Here is a 23,882-nt window from a genome sequence, read left to right on the forward strand (position 1 = left end):
GGAAACCCGAACTCGAGCTGCGCCCTCCCTTCGCGGCTCGCACCAGTTCCGCAGGTGTGCGCCCGAGTTCCACCACCACAATGAACCGTGGAAGGAGCCGGAGATGACCAGCCCGACCGGCAAGGCCCGCACACTCGCGGAGAAGGTGTGGGAAAGCCACCTCGTGCGCCGAGGCGAAGGCGCCGAACCGGACCTGCTCTACATCGACCTCCACCTGCTGCACGAAGTGACCAGCCCGCAGGCCTTCGACGGCCTCCGGCTGGCCGGGCGGCCGCTGCGCCGCCCCGACCTCACCATCGCGACCGAGGACCACAACGTCCCCACCGTGGACATCGAGCTCCCCATCGCCGATCCGGTCTCGCGCACGCAGGTCGACACCCTTCGCCGCAACTGCAAGGAGTTCGGTGTCCGGCTGCACCCGATGGGTGACGCCGAGCAGGGCATCGTGCACGTCATCGGCCCGCAGCTCGGCCTGACCCAGCCCGGCATGACGGTGGTCTGCGGCGACAGCCACACGTCCACGCACGGCGCGTTCGGCTCCATCGCCTTCGGCATCGGCACGTCCGAGGTCGAGCACGTCATGGCCACCCAGACGTTGCCGCTGCGGCCGTTCAAGACGATGGCCATCACGGTCGACGGCGAGCTGCGCCCCGGCGTCACGGCCAAGGACGTCATCCTCGCGGTGATCGCGAAGATCGGCACCGGCGGCGGCCAGGGCTACATCCTCGAATACCGCGGCAAGGCCATCGAAGCCCTGTCGATGGAAGCCCGGATGACCGTGTGCAACATGTCGATCGAGGCCGGCGCCCGCGCCGGGATGATCGGCCCGGACGAGACGACGTTCGAGTACCTCAAGGGCCGCCCGCACTCGCCGAAGGGCGCCGATTGGGACGCCGCGGTCGAAAACTGGCGGCAGCTGCGCACCGACGACGGCGCGGAGTTCGACGAGGAGGTGCACCTCGACGCGAGCGCGCTGACGCCGTTCGTGACGTGGGGCACCAACCCCGGCCAGGGCCTCCCGCTGGGCGCCGAGGTGCCCGACCCGGAGCAGATCCCGGACGAGAACGACCGCATCGCCGCTGAAAAAGCGCTGTCCTACATGGACTTGAAGCCCGGGACGCCGCTGCGCGAGATCTCGGTCGACACCGTCTTCCTCGGCTCCTGCACCAACGGCCGGATCGAGGACCTGCGGGCCGCGGCCGAGGTGCTGCGCGGGCGCAAGGTGGCGGACTCGGTCCGGATGCTGGTCGTCCCCGGCTCGATGCGGGTGCGCAAGGCCGCCGAGGAGGAGGGCCTCGACACGGTCTTCACCGAGGCGGGCGCCGAGTGGCGGCAGGCCGGCTGCTCGATGTGCCTCGGCATGAACCCGGACCAGCTGAAGCCGGGCGAGCGCAGCGCGTCGACGTCGAACCGCAACTTCGAGGGCCGGCAGGGCAAGGGCGGCCGGACGCACCTGGTCTCGCCGCTGGTCGCCGCCGCGACGGCCGTGCGCGGCACGCTCTCGTCGCCGGAAGACCTCGTCACCGCCACCCGCTGACCACTGCCGATCTCCCGAGAGGAGCTCCCACCATGGAACCGTTCACCCAGCACACCGGCGTCGGCGTCCCGCTGCGCCGGTCCAACGTGGACACCGACCAGATCATCCCGGCGGTCTACCTCAAGCGGGTCACCCGGACCGGCTTCGAGGACGGCCTGTTCGCCGCCTGGCGCGGCGACGAGCAGTTCATCCTCAACCAGGAGCCGTTCAACGCCGGCAGCGTGCTCGTCGCCGGACCGGACTTCGGCACCGGCTCCTCCCGCGAGCACGCCGTCTGGGCGCTGATGGACTACGGCTTCCGGGCCGTCATCTCCGCCCGGTTCGCCGACATCTTCCGCGGCAACTCCGGCAAGGGCGGCCTGGTGGCCGCCCAGTGCGAGCAGCACGACGTCGAACTGCTCTGGAAGCTGCTCGAGAACGAGCCCGGCACCGAGGTCACGGTGGACCTCGAGACCAAGACCGTGCGGGCCAAGGACTTCACCGCGCCGTTCCAGATCGACGAATACGTCCGCTGGCGGCTGCTCGAAGGACTCGACGATATCGCTCTCACGTTGCGCCATGCCGGTGAGATCGACGGCTTCGAGACGACCCGTCCGTCCTGGAAGCCGACGACCACGCCGATCGCCGCCGGCTAGCCCGGCTCCGGCCGGCCGCGGGGGCGGGATCCCTTGCCCCGCAACGGGAATCCCGCCCTCCGCGGCTCGCTGCCACACTGCTTCCAACGGCCCTCCGGCGCCCCGTCAAGGGGCTCGTCCGCGAGGCGGAACCCGTCCCGGGGCAAGGGAAGGTTTCCGCGAGCCGTTGGAATTTGTGCTGCGTTGGTAATACCGTGTCGCTAGTCGGCCGAGGTGGCCGTGGACGGGTACTTCCTTCTTGGAGGACTGGATGGCCAACAAAGCCCAGCTGATCGAGGCGCTGTCGGAGCGTCTGGGCGACAAGAAGGTGGCTTCGCAGGCCGTTGACGGTCTGGTCGACATCATCATCCGGACGGTCAACAAGGGCGAGAAGGTGAACATCACCGGCTTCGGCGTGTTCGAGAAGCGCGCCCGCGCCGCTCGCACCGCGCGCAACCCGCGCACCGGTCAGGCCGTGAAGGTCAAGAAGACCAACGTGCCCGCCTTCCGCGCGGGGACGACCTTCAAGGACGTCATCTCCGGCGCGAAGAAGCTGGCCAAGGCCGCTCCGGTCCGGCGCGCCACGGCGGCGTCCACGACGACGCGCGCGTCCGTGGCCAAGGCGTCCGCGCCGGCCAAGGCCACCAGCACGCGGGCCACCACACCCCGCGCGGCCACGGCGAAGCCCGCCACGGCACGGGCTACGGCCACGCGGACCCGCGCCACCGCGGCGAAGCCGGCCACGACCCGCACAGCGGCGAAGCCCGCCGCGGCCAAGGCGACGGCCACCAAGGCCGCACCGGCGAAGACGACCACCACGAGGGCGAAGGCGGCCCCGAAGGCGACGGCGGCGAAGACCACCACCGCCCGCAAGCCCGCCGCCACCCGCACCACAGCGGCCAAGACGACCACAGCGGCCAAGACGACCACAGCGGCCAAGACGACCACCGCGGCGAAGACGACCGCGGCGAAGGCACCGGCCAGGCGGACGTCGACCGCGGCCAAGAAGAGCTGACCCGCGGCAACCGAGTTTCCCAGGCAGGGCCCCGCGCAACCGAGCGCGGGGCCCTGCCTGGTTCGCACCCCCGGTGCGCCAGAAGCAATCCCGCCCCGACCCTTCCGGTACGTGAGCCGACTCTGCGGAAACATGAGCCGTATTCGCGTGTGTCGTAAGAGTTACTCACGGCGAGGACGCCTTTCCCGAAAGGAACACGCACACCGCCACTCGGGCTACTCTCGCGTCGCCGGGACCGGTTCCGATCAATTCCGCCAAGTCGCTTGAGCGCCCGGCCGAGTGATGCCACGCTGCGTTTCTCGGAACCCGCGTCGGGCGGGCCGGCCGAGCTAGGCGAACCTGGGGGCGACCACCATCGACATCCGGCTTCTCGGTTCCTTCCAGGTGCTCGTCGACGGTTCAGCGGTCCTGCTCACCAGTTCCCGCCAGCGCGCGCTGCTCGCGACGCTCGCGCTGGCCGCGGGCCGCCTGGTCTCGATCGACACCCTCGCGCGCGGCGTCTGGGGCGAAGCGCCGCCCGCGCACATCCGGGGGAGCCTGCAGACGTACGTGATGCGCCTGCGCCGCCTGTGCGGCGAGGACACCGTCGTCACCGAGCCGGAGGGGTACCGGCTGGTCGTGGACCCGTCCCGGGTGGACGCCCTGCGCTTCCTGCGCACCCTGGACCAGGCCGCGGCCACCACCGAGCCCGCGCACCGCCGCACCCTGCTCACCACCGCCCTCGGCACCTGGGGCGGCTCCCCGCTCGAAGGCGTCGGATCGCCCGCGCTGACGGCCGAATGGGGGCCGCTGCTGACCGAGCGGTACCTGTTCGCCGTCGAGCAGCGGATCGACCTCGACGGCGGGCTCGTCCCCGACGCCCGGCTGATCGCCGAGCTCACCGACCTCGTCTCGCAGCACCCGCTGCGGGAATCCTTGTGGGAACGGCTGGTGCGCGTGCTCGCCCGGTCCGGGCGCCGCGCCGAGGCGCTGTCGCGCTACGCCGGGCTCCGCGCGCTGCTGGCCGACGAGCTCGGCGTCGAACCGGGCGAAGACCTGCGCCGCCTGCACGCCGAGCTGCTCGCCGCCGACGCCGAACCCGCCGCCCGCACCGAAGTCCCGCGTCAGCTGCCCTTCGACGTCGCCGGCTTCACCGGCCGCGGCCCCGAACTCGCCGAGCTGGACCGCCTCCCGCCCGGCGGCGCGTCCGGCATCGTCGTCATCGAAGGCACCGCCGGCGTCGGCAAGACGTCGCTGGCCGTGCACTGGTCCCACCGCGTCCGGGACCGGTTCCCCGGTGGCCAGCTGTTCCTCGACTTGCGCGGGCACTCCGCGGGCACCCCCGTCACGCCGGAGACGGCGCTGGCCGGCTTCCTGCGCGCGCTCGGCGTCCCGCCCGAGACGTGGCCTTCCACAGTGGAGGAACGCTCCGGCCTGCTGCGCAGCCGGCTGGCGGGCAGCCGCACGCTGATGCTGCTCGACAACGCCCGCGACGCCGACCAGGTCCGCCCGCTGCTGCCCGGCACCGGCAACCTCGTCGTCGTGACCAGCCGCAACCAGCTGCGCGGCCTGGTCGCCCGCGACGGCGCGCGCCGCATCGCCCTGCGCTCCTTCGACGACCGCGACGCCGAGGCGCTGCTCGCCGGGAGCGTCGGGCCGCAGCGCATCGCGGCCGAACCCGACGCCGTCGCGGAGCTCGTGCAGCTCTGCGGCCGGCTCCCGCTGGCGCTGGCACTGGCGGGCGAACGCGCGTCGCGCTTCTCCGGCGTTTCGCTGGCCGGGATCGTCGAGGAGCTGCGCGACCAGAAGCTGCGGCTGGACACCCTGCGCGACCCGCAGGACGCCGGCACCGACCTGCGCGCGGCGTTCTCCTGGTCCTACAAGGCGTTGCGCCCGGCCGCCGCCCGGTTCTTCCGGCTGCTGGGCCTGCACCCGGGCCTGGCCTTCAGCCTCTCCTCGGCCGCCGCGCTCGCCGGCGCCGGCCTGCGCGAAGCGCGTGAGCTCGCCGACCAGCTCGCCGCCGCGCACCTGCTCAACCAGCCCAGCACCGACCGCTACCAGTTCCACGACCTGCTGCGCGTCTACGCCGGCGAGCTCGTCGAGACGGAAACGACCGCGCCGGAACGGGAGGCGGCGCTGCGGCGCCTGGTCGACTGGTACCTCGCCGGCGTCGCGGAGGCGAACAAGCTCGTCCGGCCCGACCTGCTCACCGACGACATCACGCTCGAACCCGTGCCGCTGCCGGCCGTCCGGTTCGCGCAGCACGAGGACACGATCGCCTGGTACACCGCCGAACGCCCGGCGCTGACCGCGCTCGTCGGCGTCGCCGCGCAGCACGGCTGGGTCGCCCACGCGTGGAAGCTCGCCTGGCTGCTGCGCGGGTTCTTCGCCGAACGCCACGACCGCGAGGACTGGATCGCGACGGCCGGCATCGCCGTCGCGGCCACGCGCGACGCCGGCGACAACACCGGACTCCAGTACAGCGCCAACAACCTCGGCTCGGCCTACCTGCGCACCCTCCAGCCCGACAAGGCCCTCGAAGCGCTGGAAGAAGCGCGGACGGCGTCCGAGACCGGCAACGGGACGGCGTTGACCGTCGCGATCCTGTCCAACCTGTCCGGGGCCTACTACGTCCGCGCGGAGTACGCGGAAGCCGAGCGCTACGCCCTCAAGGCCGTCGACCTCGCGCGCGACCGCGGTCAGCGCGCCTTCGTCCCGCACGCGCTGCTCAACGTCAGCGCGAGCCGCATCGGCCTGCACGACTACGACCACGCGGCCGAAGCCGCCCAGGCCGCACACGAAGCCTTCGCGGATCTCGGCGACCGCTACCACGCGGCGCTGGCCCTCGGGAACGTCGCCGAAGCGCTCGAAGGCGCCGGCAGACACGACGAAGCGGAGAAAGCGGGGCTCGACGCGCTCGCCGAGCTGAAGGAGCTCAACGCCGACTACGGCACCATCGACGTCCAGATCACCTTGGGCCGGCTCAAGCTCTACACGGGCCGGCCGCGCGAGGCCGGCGGCCACTGGGCCGAGGCGCTGGCCGCCAGCCAGCGCCTCGGAGATCCCCGCGTTCCGGAGATCCAGGCACTGCTGGCCACGGTGCCACCAGAAGAGCCCCCGGCGAAGGACGCGCCGTACCCCTAGCCCGGCGCGGCCCAGCGGGGGACCGGAACCAGTACACCAACATCCACTGTCACGGCGCTGTCTTCGACGGCGTCGATCGGCTCAGTGCCGGCTGGGAGCCGGGGCGGGCAGCGCGCTCGGGTGGTAGTCCGCCGCCACCAGCACCGGGCCGGTTTCGGCCGTCGGCGGGCGGAACGACAGGACCCAGAACGAGCCCTTCTTGCTCGGCACCACACCGCCGCGCGCCGCGCTCAGCTCGACGCCGTCGCGGTCGGCCAGCGCGCTCACCAGGTCCGGGATCACGCCGCCCTGGCTGGCCACCACGGGCGTGCCGCCGTCACCGGCGATCGCCAGCAGCCGCGCGACACCCAGGACCGGGTCCGGCCAGTAACCCTCTTCGGACAGCAGCGGTTCGTGCCGCACCTCGGCGCCGATGTCCTCGGCGATCCCGTGCACCGTCTGGACGCAGCGCAGCCGCGGCGCCGAGAGCACCCGGTCCGGGCCGGACAACGCCAGCACCCGGCGCAGTCCCGCCGCCTGCCGCAGTCCCGCTTCGGACAACGGGCGGAGGTCGTCGTCGCCGTTCCAGCCGTCGCGCTTGCCGGCTTTCGCGTGCCGCACCAGCAGCAGCGTCGTCAGCCCGACCGGCAGCTCGCAGAACGCGCGCAGCACGCGCACGTCCTCGTGCCGCGTCAGCAGTTTCTCCGCGGCGGTCGGTGCCAGCCAGCGCAGCTCGTCGACCTCGTCGTTGTCCTCGAACGCGCCGGAGACGGCTTCCGCGCTGAAGTAGTCGACGGTCTTCGGCACCGTGCCGGACCCGTGCTTCGCGGGCACCGGGTAGGACGTCCGGGCCAGGTACCGGCCCAGGACCGCGCGGAACCCGGTTTCCTCCCGGACCTCCCGCACGGCGGCCTCGGCCGTCGTCTCGCCCGGATCGAGTTTTCCCTTCGGCAGCGACCAGTCGTCGTACCGCGGGCGGTGGACCAAGGCGACCTCGGTCACCCTCCCGGCGAGGCGCCACAGCACCGCGCCGGCCGCCCGTACCTCTTCGGTCATCCGGCGGCCCCGTGCAGCTTGGCGAGCTCGAGCTGGTGGTCGCGCACCCGCGAACCGTCGGCCGGGAACGGCGACCACTCGCCGCTCGCGGTGAGCACCCAGCAGCGTGTCGCCGGGTCCAACGCCGAGTCGAAGATGTCGTCGAGCTGGCGCGTCAGCTTAGGATCCTTGACCCGCACCAGCGCCTCGATCCGCCGGTCCAGGTTGCGGTGCATCATGTCCGCGCTGCCGATCCAGTGCGTGCCGCCGGCGCGGAAGTTGAAGATCCGCGAGTGCTCCAGGAACCGGCCGAGGATCGACCGGACGTGGATGTTCTCGGACAGGCCTTCGACGCCGGGCTTCAGCGTGCAGATCCCGCGCACCACGATCTCGACCGGCACCCCGGCCTGCGACGCGTGGTAGAGCGCGTCGATGACCTGCTCGTCGACCAGCGAGTTGCACTTGATCCGGATGCCGGCCTGCTGCCCGGCCCTGGCCAGCTCGATCTCCTCGCCGATCGCGCGCACGATGCCGCGGCGGATGCCGTGCGGCGACGTCAGGATCGTCCGGTAGGTGTCCTGCCGGGAGTAGCCGGTGAGCACGTTGAACAGGTCGGTGACGTCGGCGCCGATGCTGGGGTCGGCGGTGAACAGGCCGATGTCCTCGTAGAGCCGCGCGGTCTTCGGGTTGTAGTTGCCGGTGCCGATGTGGCAGTAGCGGCGGATGGTCGAGCCCTCCTGGCGCACGATCATCGACACCTTGCAGTGCGTCTTCAGCCCGACCAGGCCGTACACGACGTGCACGCCCGCGCGCTCCAGCGTCCGCGCCCAGGTGATGTTGGCCTGCTCGTCGAACCGGGCCTTGATCTCGACCAGCGCGACGACCTGCTTGCCCGCCTCCGCGGCGTCGATCAGGGCGTCGACGATCGGGGAGTCGCCCGAGGTCCGGTACAGCGTCTGCTTGATCGCGAGGACCTTCGAGTCGGCCGCGGCCTGCTCGATGAACCGCTGCACGCTCGTGGAGAACGAGTCGTACGGGTGGTGGACCAGGACGTCACCCTCTCGCAGCGTCGCGAAGACGCTCTTCGGCGTCTCGCGCTCGCCGAACGCCGGGTGCGTCGCCGGCACGAACGGCCGGTCCTTGAGCTCCTTGCGGTCCACCCCGGACAGCTGGTGCAGGCAGGTCAGGTCGAGCAGGCCGGGGACCTCGACGACGTCCGCCGGGTCGACGTCCAGCTCGCGCAGCAGCAACTCGAGCATGTGCTCGCTCATGTCCAGCGCGACCTCAAGGCGCACCGGCGGGCCGAACCGGCGTTGCGCCAGCTCGCGTTCGAGGGCCTGGAGCAGGTCTTCGTCGCGGTCCTCGTCGACCTCGAAGTCGGCGTTGCGGGTGACGCGGAAGACGTGGTGCTCGGTGACGTCCATGCCGGTGAACAGCTCGCCGAGGTGCGCCGCGATCAGCTCTTCCAGCGGCAGGAAGGTCGCGGTGCGGCTGGTGCGCTCGTTTTCGACGCGCATCAGCCGCGGCACGTTGCTCGGCACCTTCACGCGCGCGAACCGCTCGGTGCCGCCCTCCGGGTCCCGGACCGTGACGGCGAGGTTGAGCGACAGGCCGGAGATGTAGGGGAACGGGTGCGCCGGGTCGACGGCCAGCGGCGTCAGCACCGGGAAGATCTGCTCGGAGAAGTAGCTGGACAGGCGCAGCTGGTCGGCGCCGGTGAGGTCGGTCCAGCCGACGATCCGGATGTCGTGCTCGGCCAGCCGCGGGCGCAGGTGCTTCTCGAACGCGCCGGTCTGCCGTTCGACCAGGTCCTGGTTGCGCTTGGAGATGTAGTCCAGCTGCTCGCGCGGGGTGAGCCCGTCCGCGCTGCGCACCAGCAGGCCGGTCTCGTCGCGGCGCTTCAGGCCGGCGACGCGGACCATGTAGAACTCGTCCAGGTTGGACGCGAAGATGGCGAGGAACTTCGTCCGTTCGAGCAGCGGCTGCGACTCGTCCTCGGCCAGCGCGAGCACGCGGGCGTTGAAGTCCTGCCACGACAGCTCGCGGTTGAAGTACCGGTCGTCCGGCAGCGTCTCGGCCGCGGTCGGCGAGGTGGTGGTGACGGCGGGCGGCGCCGACGGGACGGCCCGGAACTCCTCGGCCCCGCGCGCGTTGCCGTGCGCGGCGCTGCGGCGGCGCGGGGTCGACGCCGCGGGCGTGCTCTTGCGCACCCTGGCCTTGCCGGCGGTGGCACGGGCCGCGGTGTCGCGGGCGGTGGACTTCGACGGGACCTTCTTGGCCGCGGGGGTCTTCTTCGGTGCTTCCTTCGGCGTTTCCGAAGACCCGGTCGTCGTGTTCCGTCGCCTCCGCGGTGCGGGCGTGCTGCCGTCGTCTGTGCTCACGGGACCCATTCTTCACTAAGCCACGCGGATTTGCTCCGAGCGTGGTGAAGGTCAGATGAACAGCTCAGCCGGGTGCGGCGCATGGTTCCCCTAGCCGGGCGGTGGTGTGTTTTCCGACACCGAGGGTCCGTACGTGGGCGAGGTCTTCGGGCGTGTCGACGTCACTGCGCAGCGACGGCAGCCCGCCCCGGAGCGGGACGGCTCCGGAAGCCTCGTGCGCCCGCGCGGAGCCGGGCCCGAACCGCGGGTCGAGCGGCGCGCCGGGGGCGGCCAGCAGGAGCGTGGTGCCGGTGCCCTGCCGATCGGCGACGAAGGCCCGCCGCCCCGCGGCCTCGACGAGTGCGGCCGAGAGATCGCCGGCCCGCAGTGCGGGGAGGTCGGCTTGCAGCGCGCCGACCACGCCGCCCGGGTCGTCCCGCCGGAGCAGGTCGGCCCCGTGCCGGAAGGCTTGGTTGAGGCCTCTTCCGCCTCCTTCCCCGACGATCTCGATCCCGAGGTCCCGCAGCTCGGCGACGGCATCGGGATCGGCGGCGACGAGCAACACCCGCCGCACGTTCGCGGTGGCGACCACGGCGGCGAGCGTGTCGGCGGCGAGCGCCAGCACCAGCCCGGGATGGCGCTCGGTGTCCACGGCACCACGCAGCCGCGACTTGCCATCGCGAGGGTGTTTCATCGGCACGACCAGGTCCACGTCCACCCGTCCATCTTTACCCGAAACCCCGACGGCCGGGGCGCGAGCGGGGCGGTTGTCCACAGGCTCGCCGTGATGTGGACAACTCCAGGCCGGGGGTGCGTGCGAGGCGGGTTTCGTCCGGGCCGGTCGATACGCTTGAGACGGGGTGGCCCCCAGGGAGGGTGGGCTCTGTCCGGGGGCGGGAATGGCGGCGAATTTGGGCCTGTTGCTGGGGATCTGCGGTTCGTTCGGCCGCCGCGGGGGCGCGCTTTAGGTCTGCTGTCCCGGTCTGCCGCGGCTGGTCGTGAGTGTTTAGGAGGGTTCTAACCCTCCTAAACACTCACGACCCCGAGCCCGCGCAGCCTTGCCAGGTGTGGACCAGCGCCGAGACCGCCGCCTGCTCCGGGGGCCGGGGGCCGCTCCGGGAGGCACCCCACCGCCCACCCCGGGCGACCCTGCCCAGCCGGGCCGAGCCCACCCGGCCCGGCCCGGCCCACCCACCTGGCCGGCCGAGCCCGGCCAGGCCCACCCGGCCCAGCCCCGGCCCGCCCAGCCCGCCCAGCCCGCTCAGCCCGGTCCGCTCAGCCGGGTCCTGCCGACTTGTGCTGGTCGGGGTGTTTCACCTGGGTTCGGGGGCCGTCGGCCACCCTCCCTGGACCGCTCTGAGGCCGGCGCGGCAGGATCAAGGGTGGACTTGAGCTGTGGAGGAGGAAGACTGTGGCCCGGCGTGAAAAGGGCGGCTTCTGGGTGGGGCTCGCCGCCGTACTGTTCTACCCGGTGACCGGGATCGGGCGGCGGGTGTACGCCGGGACCGAGAAGATTCCCCGGCAGGGGCCCGCGCTGCTGGTGATGAACCACATCTCGCACCTCGACCCCGTCGTCGACGCCGTGTTCGTGCACCGTCAGAAGCGCGTTCCCCGCTTCCTCGGCAAGGAGTCGCTGACCCGGACGCCGATCTTCGGGAAGATCTTCGTCGGCGCGGGGCAAATCCCCGTCTCGCGGGGCTCGGCCGCCGCCGGTGACAGTCTCAAGGCCGCCCACGACGCGCTCGCCGCGGGGAAGCTCGTCGTGATCTACCCCGAGGGCACCATCACCAAGGACCCGGCCGGCTGGCCGAAGGAGTCCTTCACCGGCGCCGCCCGGCTCGCGCTGCAGAACGACGTCCCCGTGATCCCGATCGCGCGCTGGGGCACCAGCCAGATCTTCAACGGCTACACCAAGAAGTTCACGCCGTTCCCGCGCAAGACCGTCACCCACTCGGTCGGCGACCCGCTCGACCTGTCCGCCTACCGCGGCGGCAACACGCGCAGCGCGGCGAAACTGCGCGAGGTCACGAAGGTGATGATGGACGACGTGACCCGGCTGCTCGGCGAGATCCGGCACGAAGAACCGCCGCCGGCGAAGCCGGGGGACACCGCCTGATGCGCGCCGACGTCCAGCGGGTCACCGTGCTCGGCGCCGGTTCGTGGGGCACCGCGTTCGCGAAGGTCCTCGGCGACGCCGGGCGCGACGTCACCGTGTGGGCGCGCCGCGAGCAGGTCGCCGCGGACATCCGCGAGCGCCACGCCAACTCCGCGTACCTGCCGGACGTCGCGCTGCCGGTGAACATCACCGCGACCGCCGACCCGGCCGAGGCCCTCGACGGCGCCGAGGCCGTGGTGCTGGCCGTGCCCAGCCAGAGCCTGCGGGCCAACCTCTCGGAGTGGCGGCCCCTGCTGCCGGCCGACACGATCCTCGTCAGCCTGGCCAAGGGCGTCGAACTCGGCACGCTCAAGCGGATGAGCGAGGTGATCGCCGAGATCGTCGAAATCCCAGCCGGCGAGGTCGTCGTCGTCACCGGGCCGAACCTGGCCAAGGAGATCGCCGCGGGGCAGCCGTCCGCGTCGGTGCTCGCCTGCGCCGACCACGAGCGCGCGGTCGCGATCCAGCGCGCCAGCGCCAACTCCTACTTCCGGCCCTACACCAACACCGACGTCGTCGGCTGCGAGCTGGGCGGGGCGTGCAAGAACGTCATCGCGCTCAGCACCGGGATGGCCGCGGGCCTCGGCCTCGGCACCAACACGATGGCGACGCTCATCACCCGCGGCCTGGCCGAGATGGCCCGGCTCGGCGCGAAGCTCGGCGCCGACCCGCTGACGTTCGCCGGGCTCGCCGGGGTCGGCGACCTGGTCGCGACGTGCTCGTCGCCGCTGTCGCGCAACCGGACGTTCGGCGAGCGCCTCGGCCGCGGCGACACGCTGGAGCAGGCCCAGGCCGCCGCCGGCGGGCAGGTCGCCGAAGGCGTCATGTCGTGCTCGTCGATCCGGGCACTCGCGCGGAGCCTCGGTGTCGACATGCCGATCACGGACGCGATGCACCGCGTCTGCCACGAAGGCGTCGACCCGCGCCAGGCCGGCGCGGAGCTGCTGGGCCGCTCCCAAAAACACGAGTGGTCGTAAAGCGAAAAGCCGTGAAGGCCTCCTTACCGGCGCTAAAGGCCGGGAAGGAGGCCTTCACGGCCTTCCGGCACCGGGCGGGCGGGGCACGTACCGCCCGGATGCTGGGAGCCGCTTGACCGGTCTCCGGGTGGCTGGAACCGTAGGCGCCATGTTCGCGCCAACCATGATCGAGTCGCGGGGTCGTCACGACCTCCGCGCCGTCATGTGTGCGTGTCGCTGTTGTCGGTGAACCCCGCCCCGGCCCAGCTCGACACCCCTTTTCTCCCGTGAGGACCCTCATGTTCGCCGTCCCGGACAACACCCTGCTGCGTCCCGAGAACCCCGCGCTGCGCCACCCCGTGCGCGTCGCGCTGGAGGTCGCCGCCGATCGCGACCGCTGGAAGCACCTGCTGCGCTACGACCCGGAAGAGCGCTACGCGACGCTCGTCTCCCAGGACGAGCAGCAGGAGGTGTGGCTGATGAGCTGGCTGCCCGGCCAGCGCACCGACCTGCACGACCACGCGATCGCCAGCGGCGCGTTCACGGTGGTCAGCGGCCACCTGACGGAAGCGGTCGCCCGCCGCGCGCCCGACGGCCGCGCGATCACCGAGCTGCACGCGCTCGCCGCGGGGCAGTCGCGGGTGTTCGGCCCGGGGTACGTGCACGAGGTCCGCAACGAGGGCCCGGACCCGGCGGTCTCGGTCCACGTCTACCGCGACGCGGGCCGCGCGATGCGCCCGTACCACCTGGACCCGCTGAGCGGTCCGATCCGCGACTGACCTGCCAGGGTCAGCCGAGGTCGCCGCGGAGGCGGAACTCCTGCTCGATGCGCGTGCGGTCGGCGCCCGCCGCCAGCAGCGTGGCCAGCAGGATCCGGGACTTGCGGGCGTCCAGCCAGCCCGCCATCGTCGCGCCCATCGCGATCAGGCTCGACTCCGAACCGCGGAAGCCGTACGTCGAGCGCAGCGTCGGCCCGGCGCCCGTCCGGGACGCGACCACCACCGGCAGCCGCGGAACCAGCCGCTCGACGACGTCGGCCGCGCCCGCCGAGACGTGTCCGGCGCCCGCCGCGGCCAGCACCACCCCGCGCACCCGCGGATCCGCCGCGACCAGCTCCAGCACCGCGCCCGGGTCGTCCAGACCGGACTCGACCACCGGCACCAGCCCGGTGAAGTCGTCGCCGGAGAGAACAGGCGGCCGCGGCGGCGACGGGTGGAACCAGTGCACCGCCTGCTCGACGACCATGCCGAGCGGGCCCGCCGGCGCCGACGAAAACGCTTCCAGGTGGCTCGAATGCGCTTTCCGCACCCACCGCGCCGCGTGGACGTCGTCGTTCAGCGTCACCATCGCGCCGCGCCCCCGGCCGCGGGGATCGGCCGCGACGGTCAGCGCGTTCCGCAGGTTCGCCGGGCCGTCCGGGCTGAGCAGGCCCGCGTTGCGCATCGCGCCGGTGATGACCACCGGGGTCTCCGACGGCCAGCACAGGTCGAGGAAGTACGCCGTCTCCTCGAGGGTGTCGGTGCCCTGGACGACCACGAAACCGTCGGCGTCCTGGGCCAGCCCCCAGTCGCGGCAGCGCAGCAGCGTCGCGAAGTCCAGCGACGCGCTGCCGATGCCCGCCAAGGTCTCCGCGCGCACCTCGAACGGCAGGTCGCCGAGACCGGCGAGCAGCTCCGCGGCGCCGAACCGCGGCACCGCGCCCCCGGAGCCGCCGGAAGGGGCCATCGAGATGGTGCCGCCCAGGGTGGCGACCGCGATCACGGTCACTTGACGGCCTGGAGCGTGTAGCTCGCCGCGAGCCGTTGCGGCGTGTCCTTCAGCCGCCACTCGTCGACGGCCTCGTCGTGCACCATCTGGCCCGGGATGGCGTTCCACGGCACGCTGTCGTGCTCGGTGAGCCCGGTCAGCGTCAGCCCGGCGGCCAGCAGCGCGGTGACGATCTCGCCCAGCGAGTGGTTCCACTCGTGGGTCACCGTGTGGGTCAGTGCGCCGGCGACCTCGACGTAGGTGCCCGGCTCGTCGAACACCAGCGGCTCGGCCTGCTCGAAGTACGGGTACCGCGGCAGCGCGGGGTCGACGGTCTCGTCGAGCGTCTGCAGCATCGGGTGCGCCTCGCGGATGAACAGCCGCCCGCCCGGCCGCAGCAGGCCCGCGACGACCTCGGCCCAGCGCGCCACCGACGGCAGCCAGCACAGGGCGCCGATTCCGGTGTAGACCAGGTCGAAGCCCTCCGCGCCCAGCACGGAGACGGCGTCGTAGACGTTGGCCTCGTGGTAGTCGATCTCCGCGCCCGCCGCCTCGGCCAGCCGCCGCGCCTCGGTCAGCGCCGCGCCCGAGAAGTCGAGCCCGGACACCCGCGCGCCCAGCCGGGACAGCGACACCGTGTCCGTGCCGAGGTGGCACTGGAGGTGCACCGCGCGCAGCCTGGCGATGTCACCCAGCCGGGGCCGGTCGAACCGCACGACGGCGCTCAGGTACGCCGGATCGGCGGCGAAGTCCGCGAAGTTGTAGTCCGGTGAGGACGCGTGCAGCGGCGCGCGGTCGTCCCAGTTGGCCTTGTTCACCCCGAAAGAGGCCGCGAACGAGTCCGTCACGACGTCGCCGCGCGCTCGGCCTTGCTGCGCAGCACGCAGAACTCGTTGCCCTCGGGGTCGGCGAGCACGGCCCAGCCGGTGCCGTCCTCGTTGCGCCGGTCGTGGACCAGCGTGGCGCCCAGCCCGATCAGGCGTGCGACCTCTTCGTCACGCGGGACGTCCGGTTGCAGGCACAGGTGCAGGCGGTTCTTGACCGTCTTCGGTTCCGGCACCTTCAGGAACAGCAAGGCGGTGCCGTCGGACAGCTCGATGCCGACCTCGTCGTCACCCGGGTGGTCGCCGTCGGGGATCGGTTTCCCGGTGACCTGGCTCCAGAACTGGCAGAGGGTGTACGGGTCGGCGCAGTCGACGGACACGTTCAGCACGGCGGAAGGCATGCCCCGAGTCTGGCCGAGTGTCCACGCCGGAGCGACTCGATTTACGAAGCGACCGCGAGCCCCGCGGTCCGGTGCATGCGGCGGCTGTCGTCGACGATGAGGATCTCGCAGCCCGGCCGGTCCGCCGCCCACGTGATGCCCTCCGCGCCCATCGCGAACGCCGCCGTGGCCAGCGCATCCGCCGTGACCAGGTCGCCGGCCACCACCGTGACGCTCATCAGGCCGGTCGCCGGGGTGCCGTCGCGGCCGTCGAGGATGTGCGAGCCGCGCTCGTAGGCCGCCGACGTCGCGATGGCGCCGTTGCGCGACTCCAGCACCGCGCACACGGCCAGGGGCTGCTCGGGGTGGCGGACGCCGACCCGCCACGGCCGTCCGGGTTCGGGCTCGCCGGCCGTGACGACGTCGCCGCCCGCGTTGAGGCAGAACGTCGTCGCGCCTTCGGCCTTGAGCATGTCGGCGGCGCGCTGCACCGCCCAGCCCTTCACCACCGCGCACGGGTCGAGGCCGCGCCCGGGCAGCCGCGCCCGGAACGCGCCGCCGGAGAGCTGCTCGTAGTACGCGCAGAGCTCCAGCACCTCGATCAGGTCGTCGCTCAGGTCCTCGGCCGGCAGCTCGCCGCGGTCGTAGCGGCTGACCTCGCTGTCCGGCTTGAACGGGCTGAACCGGGCGTCGACGTCGCGGAACCACGCGAAGACGTCGTCGACGACGTCGGCGAAGTCGCCGGTGTCGTCCCTGTCCCGCAGGTCGAGGGAGATCGGCAGGCCCATCACCTGTTCCACGCGGTTCGTCATCAGTTGCCCCGAGCGTCGATGGCGGCCTGCAGCGACGTCTTGTACGACTCGCTCGTCTCGGTCGCGCCGGTCACCGTGTCGATCTTCGCGCTCTGCGCCTTGATCGCCTCTTCCTGCAGCTTCGGCAACGCGGTCAGCGCGCGCCCGCCGTCCGGCGCCTGCAGCAGGGTGATCGCGGCCAGCCGCGTCCCGGCGAAGGTCACCTGGACCTGCACGGTCCCGTAGGTGCTCCACTCGGCCGTACCCTGCGTGGTCACCGTCGCTTTCGCACTGTCCGAAGTGGACGGCGGCGGCGCGGACGTCGCAGGGGAGTTCGACGTGCCACCGGTCGGGCCACCGGCCGAAGTGGACGGTGAAGGCGCCGTTGTAGGAGCCGGAGTGGACGGTGCGACGACGGCCGGCGGCGCTTGGGCGACGGCGGTGTTCTGCACCGGCGGCCCGGGTTCGAACCGCCAGACCGCGATGAAGCCCGCGATCGACAGCGCGACGACGAAGATGGTTCTCTTCATGACGAGTCCCCCTAGGCCGCGAGGCTGAAGCGTTCGGCGTGGACCTGGGCCTTGGGCACGCGCAGCTCCCGCAGGCTGCGCAGCACGGCCGACGTCATCCCGGGCGGGCCGCAGACGAAGACGTCGCGCTCGTGCACGTCCGGCACCATCATGTGCAGGTTCGCCGGGCCGAGCATCGTGCCGCGCGGCCCGACGGCCTGGTCGGGTCCGGTGAGGACGCTCACCATCGCGCCGCGGGTCTTGGCCAGCTGGTTCAGCTCGGGCAGCAGGACCGCGTCGGCCTGCGTGCGCACCCGGTAGAGCACGACGACGTGGCCTTGGATGTCCTCCAGCAGCGCGCGGATCGGCGTGATGCCGACGCCGCCCGCCACGAGCAGCGCGTCGGGCCGCTGCTGGTGGATCGTCGTGAACGCGCCGTACGGGCCTTCGGCGAACACCCGCGTCCCGATGCGGAGGTTGCGCAGCGACGCGCTGGCGTCGCCGAGGGCCTTCGCGGTCAGGCGCAGCGTGCGGCCGTCGGGCGCGGCGGACAGCGAGAAGGGGTTGGCCTGGTACCAGCGGTCCTTGGTGAGGAACCGCCACAGGAAGAACTGGCCGGCGCGGGCCGGCATCCGGTCGAGGTGCTTGCCGCTCATGTAGACCGAAACCACGTCCGGGGCCTCGGAAACGACGGCGGTGACGCGCAGGCGGTGACGCAGGTTCCGCCACAGCGGGAGCAGCACGCGCCCGGCGAGCACGGCGGCGCCGGCGCCGAGCCAGAGCGTCCACCAGTAGCTCTTCGCCATCGGCGAGCCGGCGAACGACGTCCCGAGCGCGATCTGGTGCGTGAACGCGAGGAACACCGCCGCGTAGGTGTAGAGGTGGATGAAGTGCCACGTCTCGTAGGCCAGCCGCCGGCGCGCGAACTTCGCCGACGCCGCCCCGACGATGAGGATCACCGCGAACGCGACCAGCGCGCGCAGGATGCCCTCCAGCTGGTTCGCCATGTCCACCAGCTCGTCGACGACGCCGTGGTGCTCGACCTCGGCGTACCCGAACACGATGAACACCAGGTGCGCGAGCAGCGTCCACAGGATCGTGAAGCCGGTCCAGCGGTGCCACGTCGTGAGCCGGTCCATGCCGATGCGCCGGTCCAGCCAGGGCAGCCGGGCCACCAGCAGCAGCTGGAACGCCATCGCGAGCGCGCCGTACAGCCCGGCGAGCCTGCCGATGCTGATCAGCACGTCGTCGGAGAGCCCGGCCTGCGCGAACAGGGTGGTCACGGCGGCCACGTTGGCGCCCAGGAGGAGGAAGAGGCCGGATTTCGCGGCGATCCGGGGGCGGATCGCCGGGCGCGTGGCCTCGGCGGTCTGCGTCATGCTGGTCACACGGATCCCTCGTCGGTTCGGTTCACGAAGGCCAGCCTCGTCACCGAGCCTGTGGCGAGTCTGGGTGCCGGCTGTCGGGTTCCTGTCGGCCCGCGTCACCGCCTCGCCGCCCGCTCGCGCGCCGGGAGAAGATGGGGTGGTGCAGCCCTCCGAACCCGTGCGCCTGCTCGTCGTCGACGACGAGCCGCACATCGCCGACCTCGTCGCCACCGTCGCCCGGTACGAGGGCTGGCAGGCGGTCACGGCCGGCTCCGGCAAGGCCGCGCTGAGCGAGGCGGCGGCGTTCGCGCCGGACATCGTGGTGCTGGACCTGATGCTGCCCGACTTCGACGGCTTCACGGTGCTCGACCGGCTGCGCGCGAACGGCAGCGCGGTGCCCGTGGTGTTCCTCACGGCCAAGGACGCGACGGCGGACCGGATCGCCGGGCTCACCCGCGGGGGTGACGACTACCTGGTGAAACCGTTTTCCGTCGAGGAGCTGATGGCGCGGCTGCGGGCGGTCCTGCGCCGCAGCACCGGCGCCGCGCTCCCGGCCGCCGCGCGCGGGGCCGTGCTGCGCGTCGGGGACCTGACGCTGGACGAGGACACCCGCGAGGTCCGCCGCGGCGAGGGGGCGCCGGCCGAGCTGACGCCGACCGAGTACGAGCTGCTGCGCTACCTGATGCGCCGCTCGCCGTCGGTGCTGACGAAGGCGCAGATCCTCGACCACGTCTGGGAGTACGACTTCGGCGGCCGGTCCAATGTGGTCGAACTCGTCATCTCGCACCTGCGTCGCAAGATCGACGCGGGCGCGGGCGAACCGCTGATCCACACCGTGCGCGGCGTCGGGTACGTCGTGCGTCAGGTCAACCGGTGAGGGGCTTCTTCCGCCGGTGGTACGGGGCCTGGCGGCGCACCCGGCTCGGCACCCGCATCACGCTCGGCCTCGGCGCGCTCGCCCTGGTGGTGTTCGCCGCCGTCGGCGTCACGACCGTCGGGATCATGCACGGCTACCTCGACCGGCGCCTCGACGAGCAGCTGTCCAAGAGCCAGAACACCCAGGTGCCGACGCTGCGCGAGACGCACGGCTCGCCGCAGTCGGTCTACTCCTGGTACTCGGCGCTGTACTCGGTGCGCGACGGCGTCGCGACGCCCGAGCCGGGCGGGATGCTGCCCGGCGACGGCAAGCAGCTGGCGAAGATCGCCGCCGACGCCGTCGGCGGCGACGTCACCCGCGACATCTACCTCTACGACGACGGCCCCTACCGGGTGCGGGCCTGCCCGGTCGACACCGATTCGGTGCTGCTGAGCGCCGCGCCGCAGGGGGACCTGAACGGGACCGTCCGGCAGCTGGTCTGGGTCGAGGTGGGCGCGTTCGCGCTCGCGCTGGCGGTGCTCGTGGTCGTCGGCCGGCTGGTGCTGCGCCGCGGCCTGCGCCCGCTGGCCGACATGGCCGGCACCGCGCACGACATCGCGGCCCACGACCTCACCGCGAACCCCGACCTGCCGGTGCGCGCGTCGGGCAGCGGCGGCGGCGTCGAGGTGGAGGAGCTGCGGACGGCGTTCAACGTGATGCTGGCGCACATCGACACGTCACTGGCGGCCAAGACCGAGGCGAACGAGCGGCTGCGCCGGTTCGTCGCCGACGCGTCCCACGAGCTGCGCACCCCGCTGACGTCGATCCGGGGCTACGCCGACCTGTTCCGCTACGCGGCCGCGAACGAGCCGGCGGAACGCGAAGCGCACCTGAGCAAGATCCGCGAGGAGACGGCGCGGATGACCGTGCTCGTCGACGACCTCCTGCTGCTGGCCCGCCTCGACGCGCGGGCGGCCGAGACGCCGTTGCGTCCCGAGCGGACGGACCTGGCCGAGCTGGCCGGCGACGCGGCGGACGCGTTCGCCGCCGGCCGGCCCGACCACCCGGTGACGACTTCCCTGGATCCGGCGCTTGTGGACGCCGACCCGGTGCGGCTGCGGCAGGTGCTCGACAACCTGCTGGCCAACGCGGCCGTGCACACGCCGCCGGGGACCGCGGTGCACGTCGCGGTGGCGGTCGAGGGCGCCGGGGCCGTCGCGCGGGTCACCGACGCCGGGCCTGCCGCCATTGAGCCGGCCGACCAGGAGCGGATCTTCGACCGGTTCTTCCGCGTCGACGACTCCCGCACCCGCTCGGGCGGCGGAACCGGCCTCGGCCTGTCGGTGGTGCAGTCCCTGGTCACGGCGCACGGCGGCACGGTCTCGGTCGAGTCCGCCCCGGGCCGCACGACCTTCACCGTCCGGCTCCCGCTGGCCCGGTCGTGAGTGGTAATTAGGGTTCTAACCCGAATTACCACTCACGAGGACTTGCGCCGATCGTAGTAGGCGATGATCACGCCCTTGGTGGTCGCGACGCTGCGGGTGAGCGTGAACTCGGTGAAGGGCGCGGCGTCGTCAAACAGCCGCGCGCCGCGGCCGAGCGTCAGCGGGTGGATCAGCAGCGTGTAGCGGTCGACGAGCCCGGCCGCGTGCAGCGCGCGCACGAGCGCGGCGCTGCCGATGACCGACAGGTCGTTGCCGGGCGTGGCCTTCAGCTCGGCCACCGTCTTGGCCGCGTCTCCGTGCAGCAGCACGGAGTTCTGCCACGCGCCGACGTCGTCCAAAGTGGTCGAAGCGACGTACTTGGTGGCGGCGTTCATGTGCGTGGTGAACGGGTTCCCGTCGGTCTGCCCGGCCCACGCGCCGATGAAGTCCTCCCAGGTGCGGCGGCCGAACAGCATGTCGCCGGGCTTGCCCATGCCCTGGCTCATCTCCTGGCCCAGGACCTCGTCCTGGTAGCGGCCGCCCCAGCCGCCGTGGGTGAAGCCGCCGCGGGTGTCCTCGTCGGGCCGGCCGAGGCCCTGGACGACGCCGTCGAGGGTGACGTTCATAGTGACGCTGAGTTCGCGCATGGGGTTTCCTTCCGCTTCGGTCTGTCGCCGCCTATACGAACGGCCACCGCGCGGATCGACAGCGTGCTACTCCCGATCGGTGACGTGTGGCGGAATCACCCAGCCGGGGGAGAGGTCGGCCGACGGCTCGGGCGCGCCGAAGACGGTCCGCACCGGCAGCACCCCGGCCCACGCGGTGTCCGCGCCGACGTCGTCCGGCTCGTCGTCGGGACCTTCCGCGCGCATCTTCACCGACGCCTCGGCGAGGTCGAGGGAGAGCACGCTCACCGCCGCGAACTCCTTGGCGTTGACCTCCCGCGCGTGCGCCCACGAACCCGGCGCGAGGTGGTCGGTGAGCACCTCGAGGCCGTGCATCTTCGCCTCGGCGTCGGTGACGAGCTTCGCCTTCCCGAGGATGACGGCGCTGCGGTAGTTCATCGAATGGTTGTTCACCGACCGCGCGTAGACGATGCCGTCGAGCAGGGTCACCGTGACGCAGACGTCGAGGTCCTGGGTGGCTTTCCGGAGGCTCGACGCGCCGGTGGAACCGTGCAGGTAGAGCGTGTCGCCGTCGCGGCCGTAGCCGGTGGGCAGGACCAGCGGGACGCCGTCGCGGACGACGCCGAGGTGGCAGATCAGGCCGTCGTCCAGCACGGCGTGCAGCACGGCGCGGTCGGTGACGGCCCGGTTCTTCTTGCGGCCGAGCGTGGTGCGGGGCGTGGTGGAGAGCATGCGACCAGCGTCTCTCCCGGCAGTGGCATCGGAAAACGTCCACTTCTCGTACACTTGGGAAGTCCACTTGAGGAGGTCCCCGTGACCCACGCCGACACCGCGCTCCCGGTCAGCCTCGACCGCGCGTCCGTCACGCCGCTCGCCGTCCAGCTCGCGGACGCGCTGCGCGAGGCGGCGGCGTCCGGGCACCTGCGCGGCGGCGACCGGCTGCCGTCGACCCGCGCGCTGGCCGGGCGGCTCGGCGTCAGCCGGACGGTGACGTCGGCCGCGTACGAGCAGCTCCACGCGGAGGGCTGGATCGCCGGGAGGCACGGCTCGGGGACGTACGTGACGACGCCGCCGTCGTTTTCGGCTTCGGAGGTCCCGGCGCCGGGCGTCGCGCCTTCGGCCGAGGTCGAGCCGCCGTCGCTGCTGGACCTCGGGCCGGGCACACCGTGGGCGGCCGGGCTGGACCGCGCGGCGTGGCGCCGGGCCTGGCGGGCCGCGGCCGACCCGGACCCGCTGATCCGCGCCCACCGCGCGGGCCTGCCGGAGTACCGCGCGGCCGTGTCGGAGCACCTGCTGCGCCACCGCGGCCTGGCGGCGGGTTCGGTGCTGGCCACCGGCGGGACGACCGCCGCGGTGGTCGAGCTGGCCTCGGCGGTGCTGGAACGCGGCGACGTCGTGGCCGTCGAGGAGCCCGGCTACCAGCGCGCGGTGCAGGCGTTCCTCCGGGCGGGCATGCGGGTCGTCGGCGTCCCGGTGGACGAGGAGGGGCTGCGGCCGGAGGCGATCCCGGCGGGCGCGCGGGCGGTGTACTGCTCGCCGGCGCACCAGTACCCGATGGGCAGCCGGCTGAGCGCGGCGCGGCGGGTTTCGCTGGTCGAGCGGGCGCGGGCGTCGTCGATGCTGGTGATCGAGGACGACTACGACGGCGAGCTGCGCTTCGACGTCGCGCCGCTGCCGATGCTGGCCTCGCTTGCCCCGGACGTCGTCGCGCACCTGGGGACGACGTCGAAGATCCTGACGCCGACGCTGGGCGCGGGCTGGATGGTGGCGCCGGAGGCGATCACGTCGGCGGTGCTGGCGTACCGCGACCTGACGGGCACGCGGCCGTCGCCGGCGGGGCAGCGGGTGCTGTACGAGTTCGCGCGCAACGGAGACCTGGGAAGGCACCTGCGCAAGATCCGCCGCGAGATGGCGGAGCGCCGAACGCTCTTGGCGGGCGCCTTGGCAACGGCAGGAATCCCCCTCCGCGGCGACGACGCCGGGGCGCACCTGGTGGTCCCGTTCCCGTCGGCTGAGGTGGAGGCGTCGGTGATCGCGACGGCGGAGCGGCGAGGGATCCGGCTGGACGGGCTGGCGCGGCACTTCGCCGGAGTCCCGACGGCGCACGGAGTGGCGATCGGGTACGCGGGATGCACGCGGGAGGCACTGGTCTCGGCGCTGCCGACACTGGTCTCGCTGCTGCGCTGACGGTTTGCGGGCGGCCGGCTCGCCAGCAGTCCGCCGCCGGCCCACGTTCGCGAGTTCCGTCTCCAGCAGCGCGAGTTCCGCCTCCGATCACGCGAGTTCCGTCCCCACTCACGCGAGTCTCGCCGCCCGTCACGCGACTCCGCTCTCAAGCACCCGAGTTCCGGCTCCGATCACGCGAGTTCCGTTCCCAATCACGCGAGTCTCGCCTGCCGTCACGCTGCTCCGCTCTCAAGCGCCGAGTTTCCGGCTTTGATCACGCGTGTCGACCTTCTGAGCCCGCGTGATGGCGGCCGGGTGCCGGGCGGCGGTCCAGTCGTTGTCCACAACCTGGCCGTGATGTGGATAACCGGGCCCTGGCGAGGGCTTTTCCGAATTTTCGTCGGTCGGCCTGGATACGC

The 23,882-nt window shown here is 72.5% G+C and carries 21 protein-coding genes; 10 read left to right on the forward strand and 11 right to left on the reverse strand.

Annotated elements, in window-relative coordinates:
* The first annotated feature begins 103 nt into the window (after positions 1 to 103).
* The 4 genes from leuC (at position 104) to OHS58_RS46480 (ending at position 6,289) form a co-directional block, all read left to right on the forward strand.
* The gene (leuC, locus tag OHS58_RS46465) at positions 104 to 1,537 is read left to right on the forward strand and encodes a 3-isopropylmalate dehydratase large subunit (RefSeq protein ID WP_326946975.1); all 1,434 of its coding nucleotides are present in this window, start codon (positions 104 to 106) and stop codon (positions 1,535 to 1,537) included.
* Between the two features lie 32 nt (positions 1,538 to 1,569).
* The gene (leuD, locus tag OHS58_RS46470) at positions 1,570 to 2,172 is read left to right on the forward strand and encodes a 3-isopropylmalate dehydratase small subunit (protein ID WP_247062055.1); all 603 of its coding nucleotides are present in this window, start codon (positions 1,570 to 1,572) and stop codon (positions 2,170 to 2,172) included.
* 250 nt (positions 2,173 to 2,422) lie between these two features.
* Positions 2,423 to 3,166 carry an HU family DNA-binding protein gene (locus tag OHS58_RS46475; RefSeq protein WP_328646517.1) on the forward strand — a complete coding sequence of 248 codons (744 nt, stop codon included), beginning with the start codon at positions 2,423 to 2,425 and terminating at the stop codon, positions 3,164 to 3,166.
* 384 nt (positions 3,167 to 3,550) lie between these two features.
* Positions 3,551 to 6,289: an AfsR/SARP family transcriptional regulator gene (locus tag OHS58_RS46480; RefSeq protein ID WP_326955380.1), complete on the forward strand. Its 2,739-nt coding sequence runs from the start codon at positions 3,551 to 3,553 to the stop codon at positions 6,287 to 6,289.
* Between the two features lie 81 nt (positions 6,290 to 6,370).
* Here the strand turns inward: OHS58_RS46480 and OHS58_RS46485 are convergent, their stop codons facing one another.
* Genes OHS58_RS46485 through cofC form a run of 3 tightly spaced genes read right to left on the reverse strand, consistent with a single transcriptional unit; the run spans position 6,371 to position 10,381 of the window.
* Positions 6,371 to 7,324, reverse strand: coding sequence for an NUDIX hydrolase (locus OHS58_RS46485; RefSeq protein ID WP_328646518.1), 954 nt, complete (start codon positions 7,322 to 7,324; stop codon positions 6,371 to 6,373).
* Positions 7,321 to 9,693, reverse strand: coding sequence for an RNA degradosome polyphosphate kinase (locus OHS58_RS46490; RefSeq protein WP_326946980.1), 2,373 nt, complete (start codon positions 9,691 to 9,693; stop codon positions 7,321 to 7,323). The genes OHS58_RS46485 and OHS58_RS46490 overlap by 4 nt, the downstream gene beginning before the upstream one ends.
* A gap of 55 nt (positions 9,694 to 9,748) precedes the next feature.
* On the reverse strand, positions 9,749 to 10,381 hold the full coding sequence (gene cofC / locus OHS58_RS46495; RefSeq protein WP_328646519.1) for a 2-phospho-L-lactate guanylyltransferase: 633 nt from the start codon (positions 10,379 to 10,381) through the stop codon (positions 9,749 to 9,751).
* 693 nt (positions 10,382 to 11,074) lie between these two features.
* Here cofC and OHS58_RS46500 point away from each other — a divergent pair.
* From OHS58_RS46500 to OHS58_RS46510, 3 genes are all read left to right on the forward strand, one after another.
* Positions 11,075 to 11,779: a lysophospholipid acyltransferase family protein gene (locus tag OHS58_RS46500; protein WP_326955376.1), complete on the forward strand. Its 705-nt coding sequence runs from the start codon at positions 11,075 to 11,077 to the stop codon at positions 11,777 to 11,779.
* Positions 11,779 to 12,795, forward strand: a complete 1,017-nt coding sequence (locus OHS58_RS46505; RefSeq protein WP_328646520.1) for an NAD(P)H-dependent glycerol-3-phosphate dehydrogenase — start codon at positions 11,779 to 11,781, stop codon at positions 12,793 to 12,795. Before OHS58_RS46500 ends, OHS58_RS46505 begins: the two co-directional genes overlap by 1 nt.
* A gap of 278 nt (positions 12,796 to 13,073) precedes the next feature.
* A complete protein-coding gene (locus OHS58_RS46510) occupies positions 13,074 to 13,553 on the forward strand; it encodes a cysteine dioxygenase (protein ID WP_326951806.1) in 480 nt (159 codons plus the stop codon).
* 10 nt (positions 13,554 to 13,563) lie between these two features.
* Here OHS58_RS46510 and OHS58_RS46515 read toward each other — a convergent pair whose 3' ends face one another.
* The 6 genes from OHS58_RS46515 to OHS58_RS46540 are packed head-to-tail and all read right to left on the reverse strand — an operon-like array spanning position 13,564 to position 18,403.
* Positions 13,564 to 14,541, reverse strand: coding sequence for an asparaginase (locus OHS58_RS46515; RefSeq protein WP_328646521.1), 978 nt, complete (start codon positions 14,539 to 14,541; stop codon positions 13,564 to 13,566).
* Positions 14,538 to 15,368, reverse strand: coding sequence for a class I SAM-dependent methyltransferase (locus OHS58_RS46520; protein WP_328646522.1), 831 nt, complete (start codon positions 15,366 to 15,368; stop codon positions 14,538 to 14,540). Before OHS58_RS46520 ends, OHS58_RS46515 begins: the two co-directional genes overlap by 4 nt.
* Positions 15,365 to 15,745 carry a VOC family protein gene (locus tag OHS58_RS46525; protein ID WP_326946985.1) on the reverse strand — a complete coding sequence of 127 codons (381 nt, stop codon included), beginning with the start codon at positions 15,743 to 15,745 and terminating at the stop codon, positions 15,365 to 15,367. Before OHS58_RS46525 ends, OHS58_RS46520 begins: the two co-directional genes overlap by 4 nt.
* 41 nt (positions 15,746 to 15,786) lie before the next feature.
* On the reverse strand, positions 15,787 to 16,536 hold the full coding sequence (locus tag OHS58_RS46530; protein WP_328646523.1) for an FAD:protein FMN transferase: 750 nt from the start codon (positions 16,534 to 16,536) through the stop codon (positions 15,787 to 15,789).
* Positions 16,536 to 17,045, reverse strand: a complete 510-nt coding sequence (locus tag OHS58_RS46535) for an FMN-binding protein (RefSeq protein WP_328646524.1) — start codon at positions 17,043 to 17,045, stop codon at positions 16,536 to 16,538. Before OHS58_RS46535 ends, OHS58_RS46530 begins: the two co-directional genes overlap by 1 nt.
* Before the next feature lie 11 nt (positions 17,046 to 17,056).
* Complete coding sequence (locus OHS58_RS46540; RefSeq protein WP_328646525.1) at positions 17,057 to 18,403, reverse strand: ferredoxin reductase family protein; 1,347 nt, start codon at positions 18,401 to 18,403, stop codon at positions 17,057 to 17,059.
* 148 nt (positions 18,404 to 18,551) lie between these two features.
* Between OHS58_RS46540 and OHS58_RS46545 the strand changes: the two genes are divergently transcribed.
* Together OHS58_RS46545 and OHS58_RS46550 are read left to right on the forward strand one after the other, a co-directional pair.
* Positions 18,552 to 19,268, forward strand: a complete 717-nt coding sequence (locus OHS58_RS46545; protein WP_326946989.1) for a response regulator transcription factor — start codon at positions 18,552 to 18,554, stop codon at positions 19,266 to 19,268.
* On the forward strand, positions 19,265 to 20,692 hold the full coding sequence (locus OHS58_RS46550) for a sensor histidine kinase (RefSeq protein ID WP_328646526.1): 1,428 nt from the start codon (positions 19,265 to 19,267) through the stop codon (positions 20,690 to 20,692). The genes OHS58_RS46545 and OHS58_RS46550 overlap by 4 nt, the downstream gene beginning before the upstream one ends.
* Positions 20,693 to 20,724: 32 nt before the next feature.
* Here OHS58_RS46550 and OHS58_RS46555 read toward each other — a convergent pair whose 3' ends face one another.
* Together OHS58_RS46555 and OHS58_RS46560 are read right to left on the reverse strand one after the other, a co-directional pair.
* The gene (locus tag OHS58_RS46555) at positions 20,725 to 21,318 is read right to left on the reverse strand and encodes a dihydrofolate reductase family protein (protein WP_328646527.1); all 594 of its coding nucleotides are present in this window, start codon (positions 21,316 to 21,318) and stop codon (positions 20,725 to 20,727) included.
* Positions 21,319 to 21,384: 66 nt separating this feature from the next.
* Entirely contained in the window at positions 21,385 to 22,029 is a 645-nt protein-coding gene (locus OHS58_RS46560) for a pyridoxamine 5'-phosphate oxidase family protein (RefSeq protein ID WP_326946992.1), read from the reverse strand.
* 81 nt (positions 22,030 to 22,110) lie between these two features.
* Here OHS58_RS46560 and pdxR point away from each other — a divergent pair, with 81 nt between their 5' ends.
* Positions 22,111 to 23,484: a MocR-like pyridoxine biosynthesis transcription factor PdxR gene (pdxR, locus tag OHS58_RS46565; RefSeq protein WP_326955366.1), complete on the forward strand. Its 1,374-nt coding sequence runs from the start codon at positions 22,111 to 22,113 to the stop codon at positions 23,482 to 23,484.
* The last annotated feature ends 398 nt before the right edge of the window (positions 23,485 to 23,882 follow it).

Origin of the sequence: Amycolatopsis sp. NBC_00348 (genome assembly GCF_036114655.1) — a bacterium.
Taxonomy (GTDB): domain Bacteria; phylum Actinomycetota; class Actinomycetes; order Mycobacteriales; family Pseudonocardiaceae; genus Amycolatopsis.

Bases quoted from the DNA above. Each gene is read 5' to 3' on its own strand.
- leuC (WP_326946975.1), top strand. From the start codon at position 104: ATGACCAGCCCGACCGGCAAGGCCCGCACACTCGCGGAGAAGGTGTGG.
- leuD (WP_247062055.1), top strand. From the start codon at position 1,570: ATGGAACCGTTCACCCAGCACACCGGCGTCGGCGTCCCGCTGCGCCGG.
- OHS58_RS46475 (WP_328646517.1), top strand. From the start codon at position 2,423: ATGGCCAACAAAGCCCAGCTGATCGAGGCGCTGTCGGAGCGTCTGGGC.
- OHS58_RS46485 (WP_328646518.1), bottom strand. From the start codon at position 7,324: ATGACCGAAGAGGTACGGGCGGCCGGCGCGGTGCTGTGGCGCCTCGCC.
- OHS58_RS46490 (WP_326946980.1), bottom strand. From the start codon at position 9,693: ATGGGTCCCGTGAGCACAGACGACGGCAGCACGCCCGCACCGCGGAGG.
- OHS58_RS46505 (WP_328646520.1), top strand. From the start codon at position 11,779: ATGCGCGCCGACGTCCAGCGGGTCACCGTGCTCGGCGCCGGTTCGTGG.
- OHS58_RS46510 (WP_326951806.1), top strand. From the start codon at position 13,074: ATGTTCGCCGTCCCGGACAACACCCTGCTGCGTCCCGAGAACCCCGCG.
- OHS58_RS46525 (WP_326946985.1), bottom strand. From the start codon at position 15,745: ATGCCTTCCGCCGTGCTGAACGTGTCCGTCGACTGCGCCGACCCGTAC.
- OHS58_RS46530 (WP_328646523.1), bottom strand. From the start codon at position 16,536: ATGACGAACCGCGTGGAACAGGTGATGGGCCTGCCGATCTCCCTCGAC.
- OHS58_RS46535 (WP_328646524.1), bottom strand. From the start codon at position 17,045: ATGAAGAGAACCATCTTCGTCGTCGCGCTGTCGATCGCGGGCTTCATC.
- OHS58_RS46540 (WP_328646525.1), bottom strand. From the start codon at position 18,403: ATGACGCAGACCGCCGAGGCCACGCGCCCGGCGATCCGCCCCCGGATC.
- OHS58_RS46555 (WP_328646527.1), bottom strand. From the start codon at position 21,318: ATGCGCGAACTCAGCGTCACTATGAACGTCACCCTCGACGGCGTCGTC.
- OHS58_RS46560 (WP_326946992.1), bottom strand. From the start codon at position 22,029: ATGCTCTCCACCACGCCCCGCACCACGCTCGGCCGCAAGAAGAACCGG.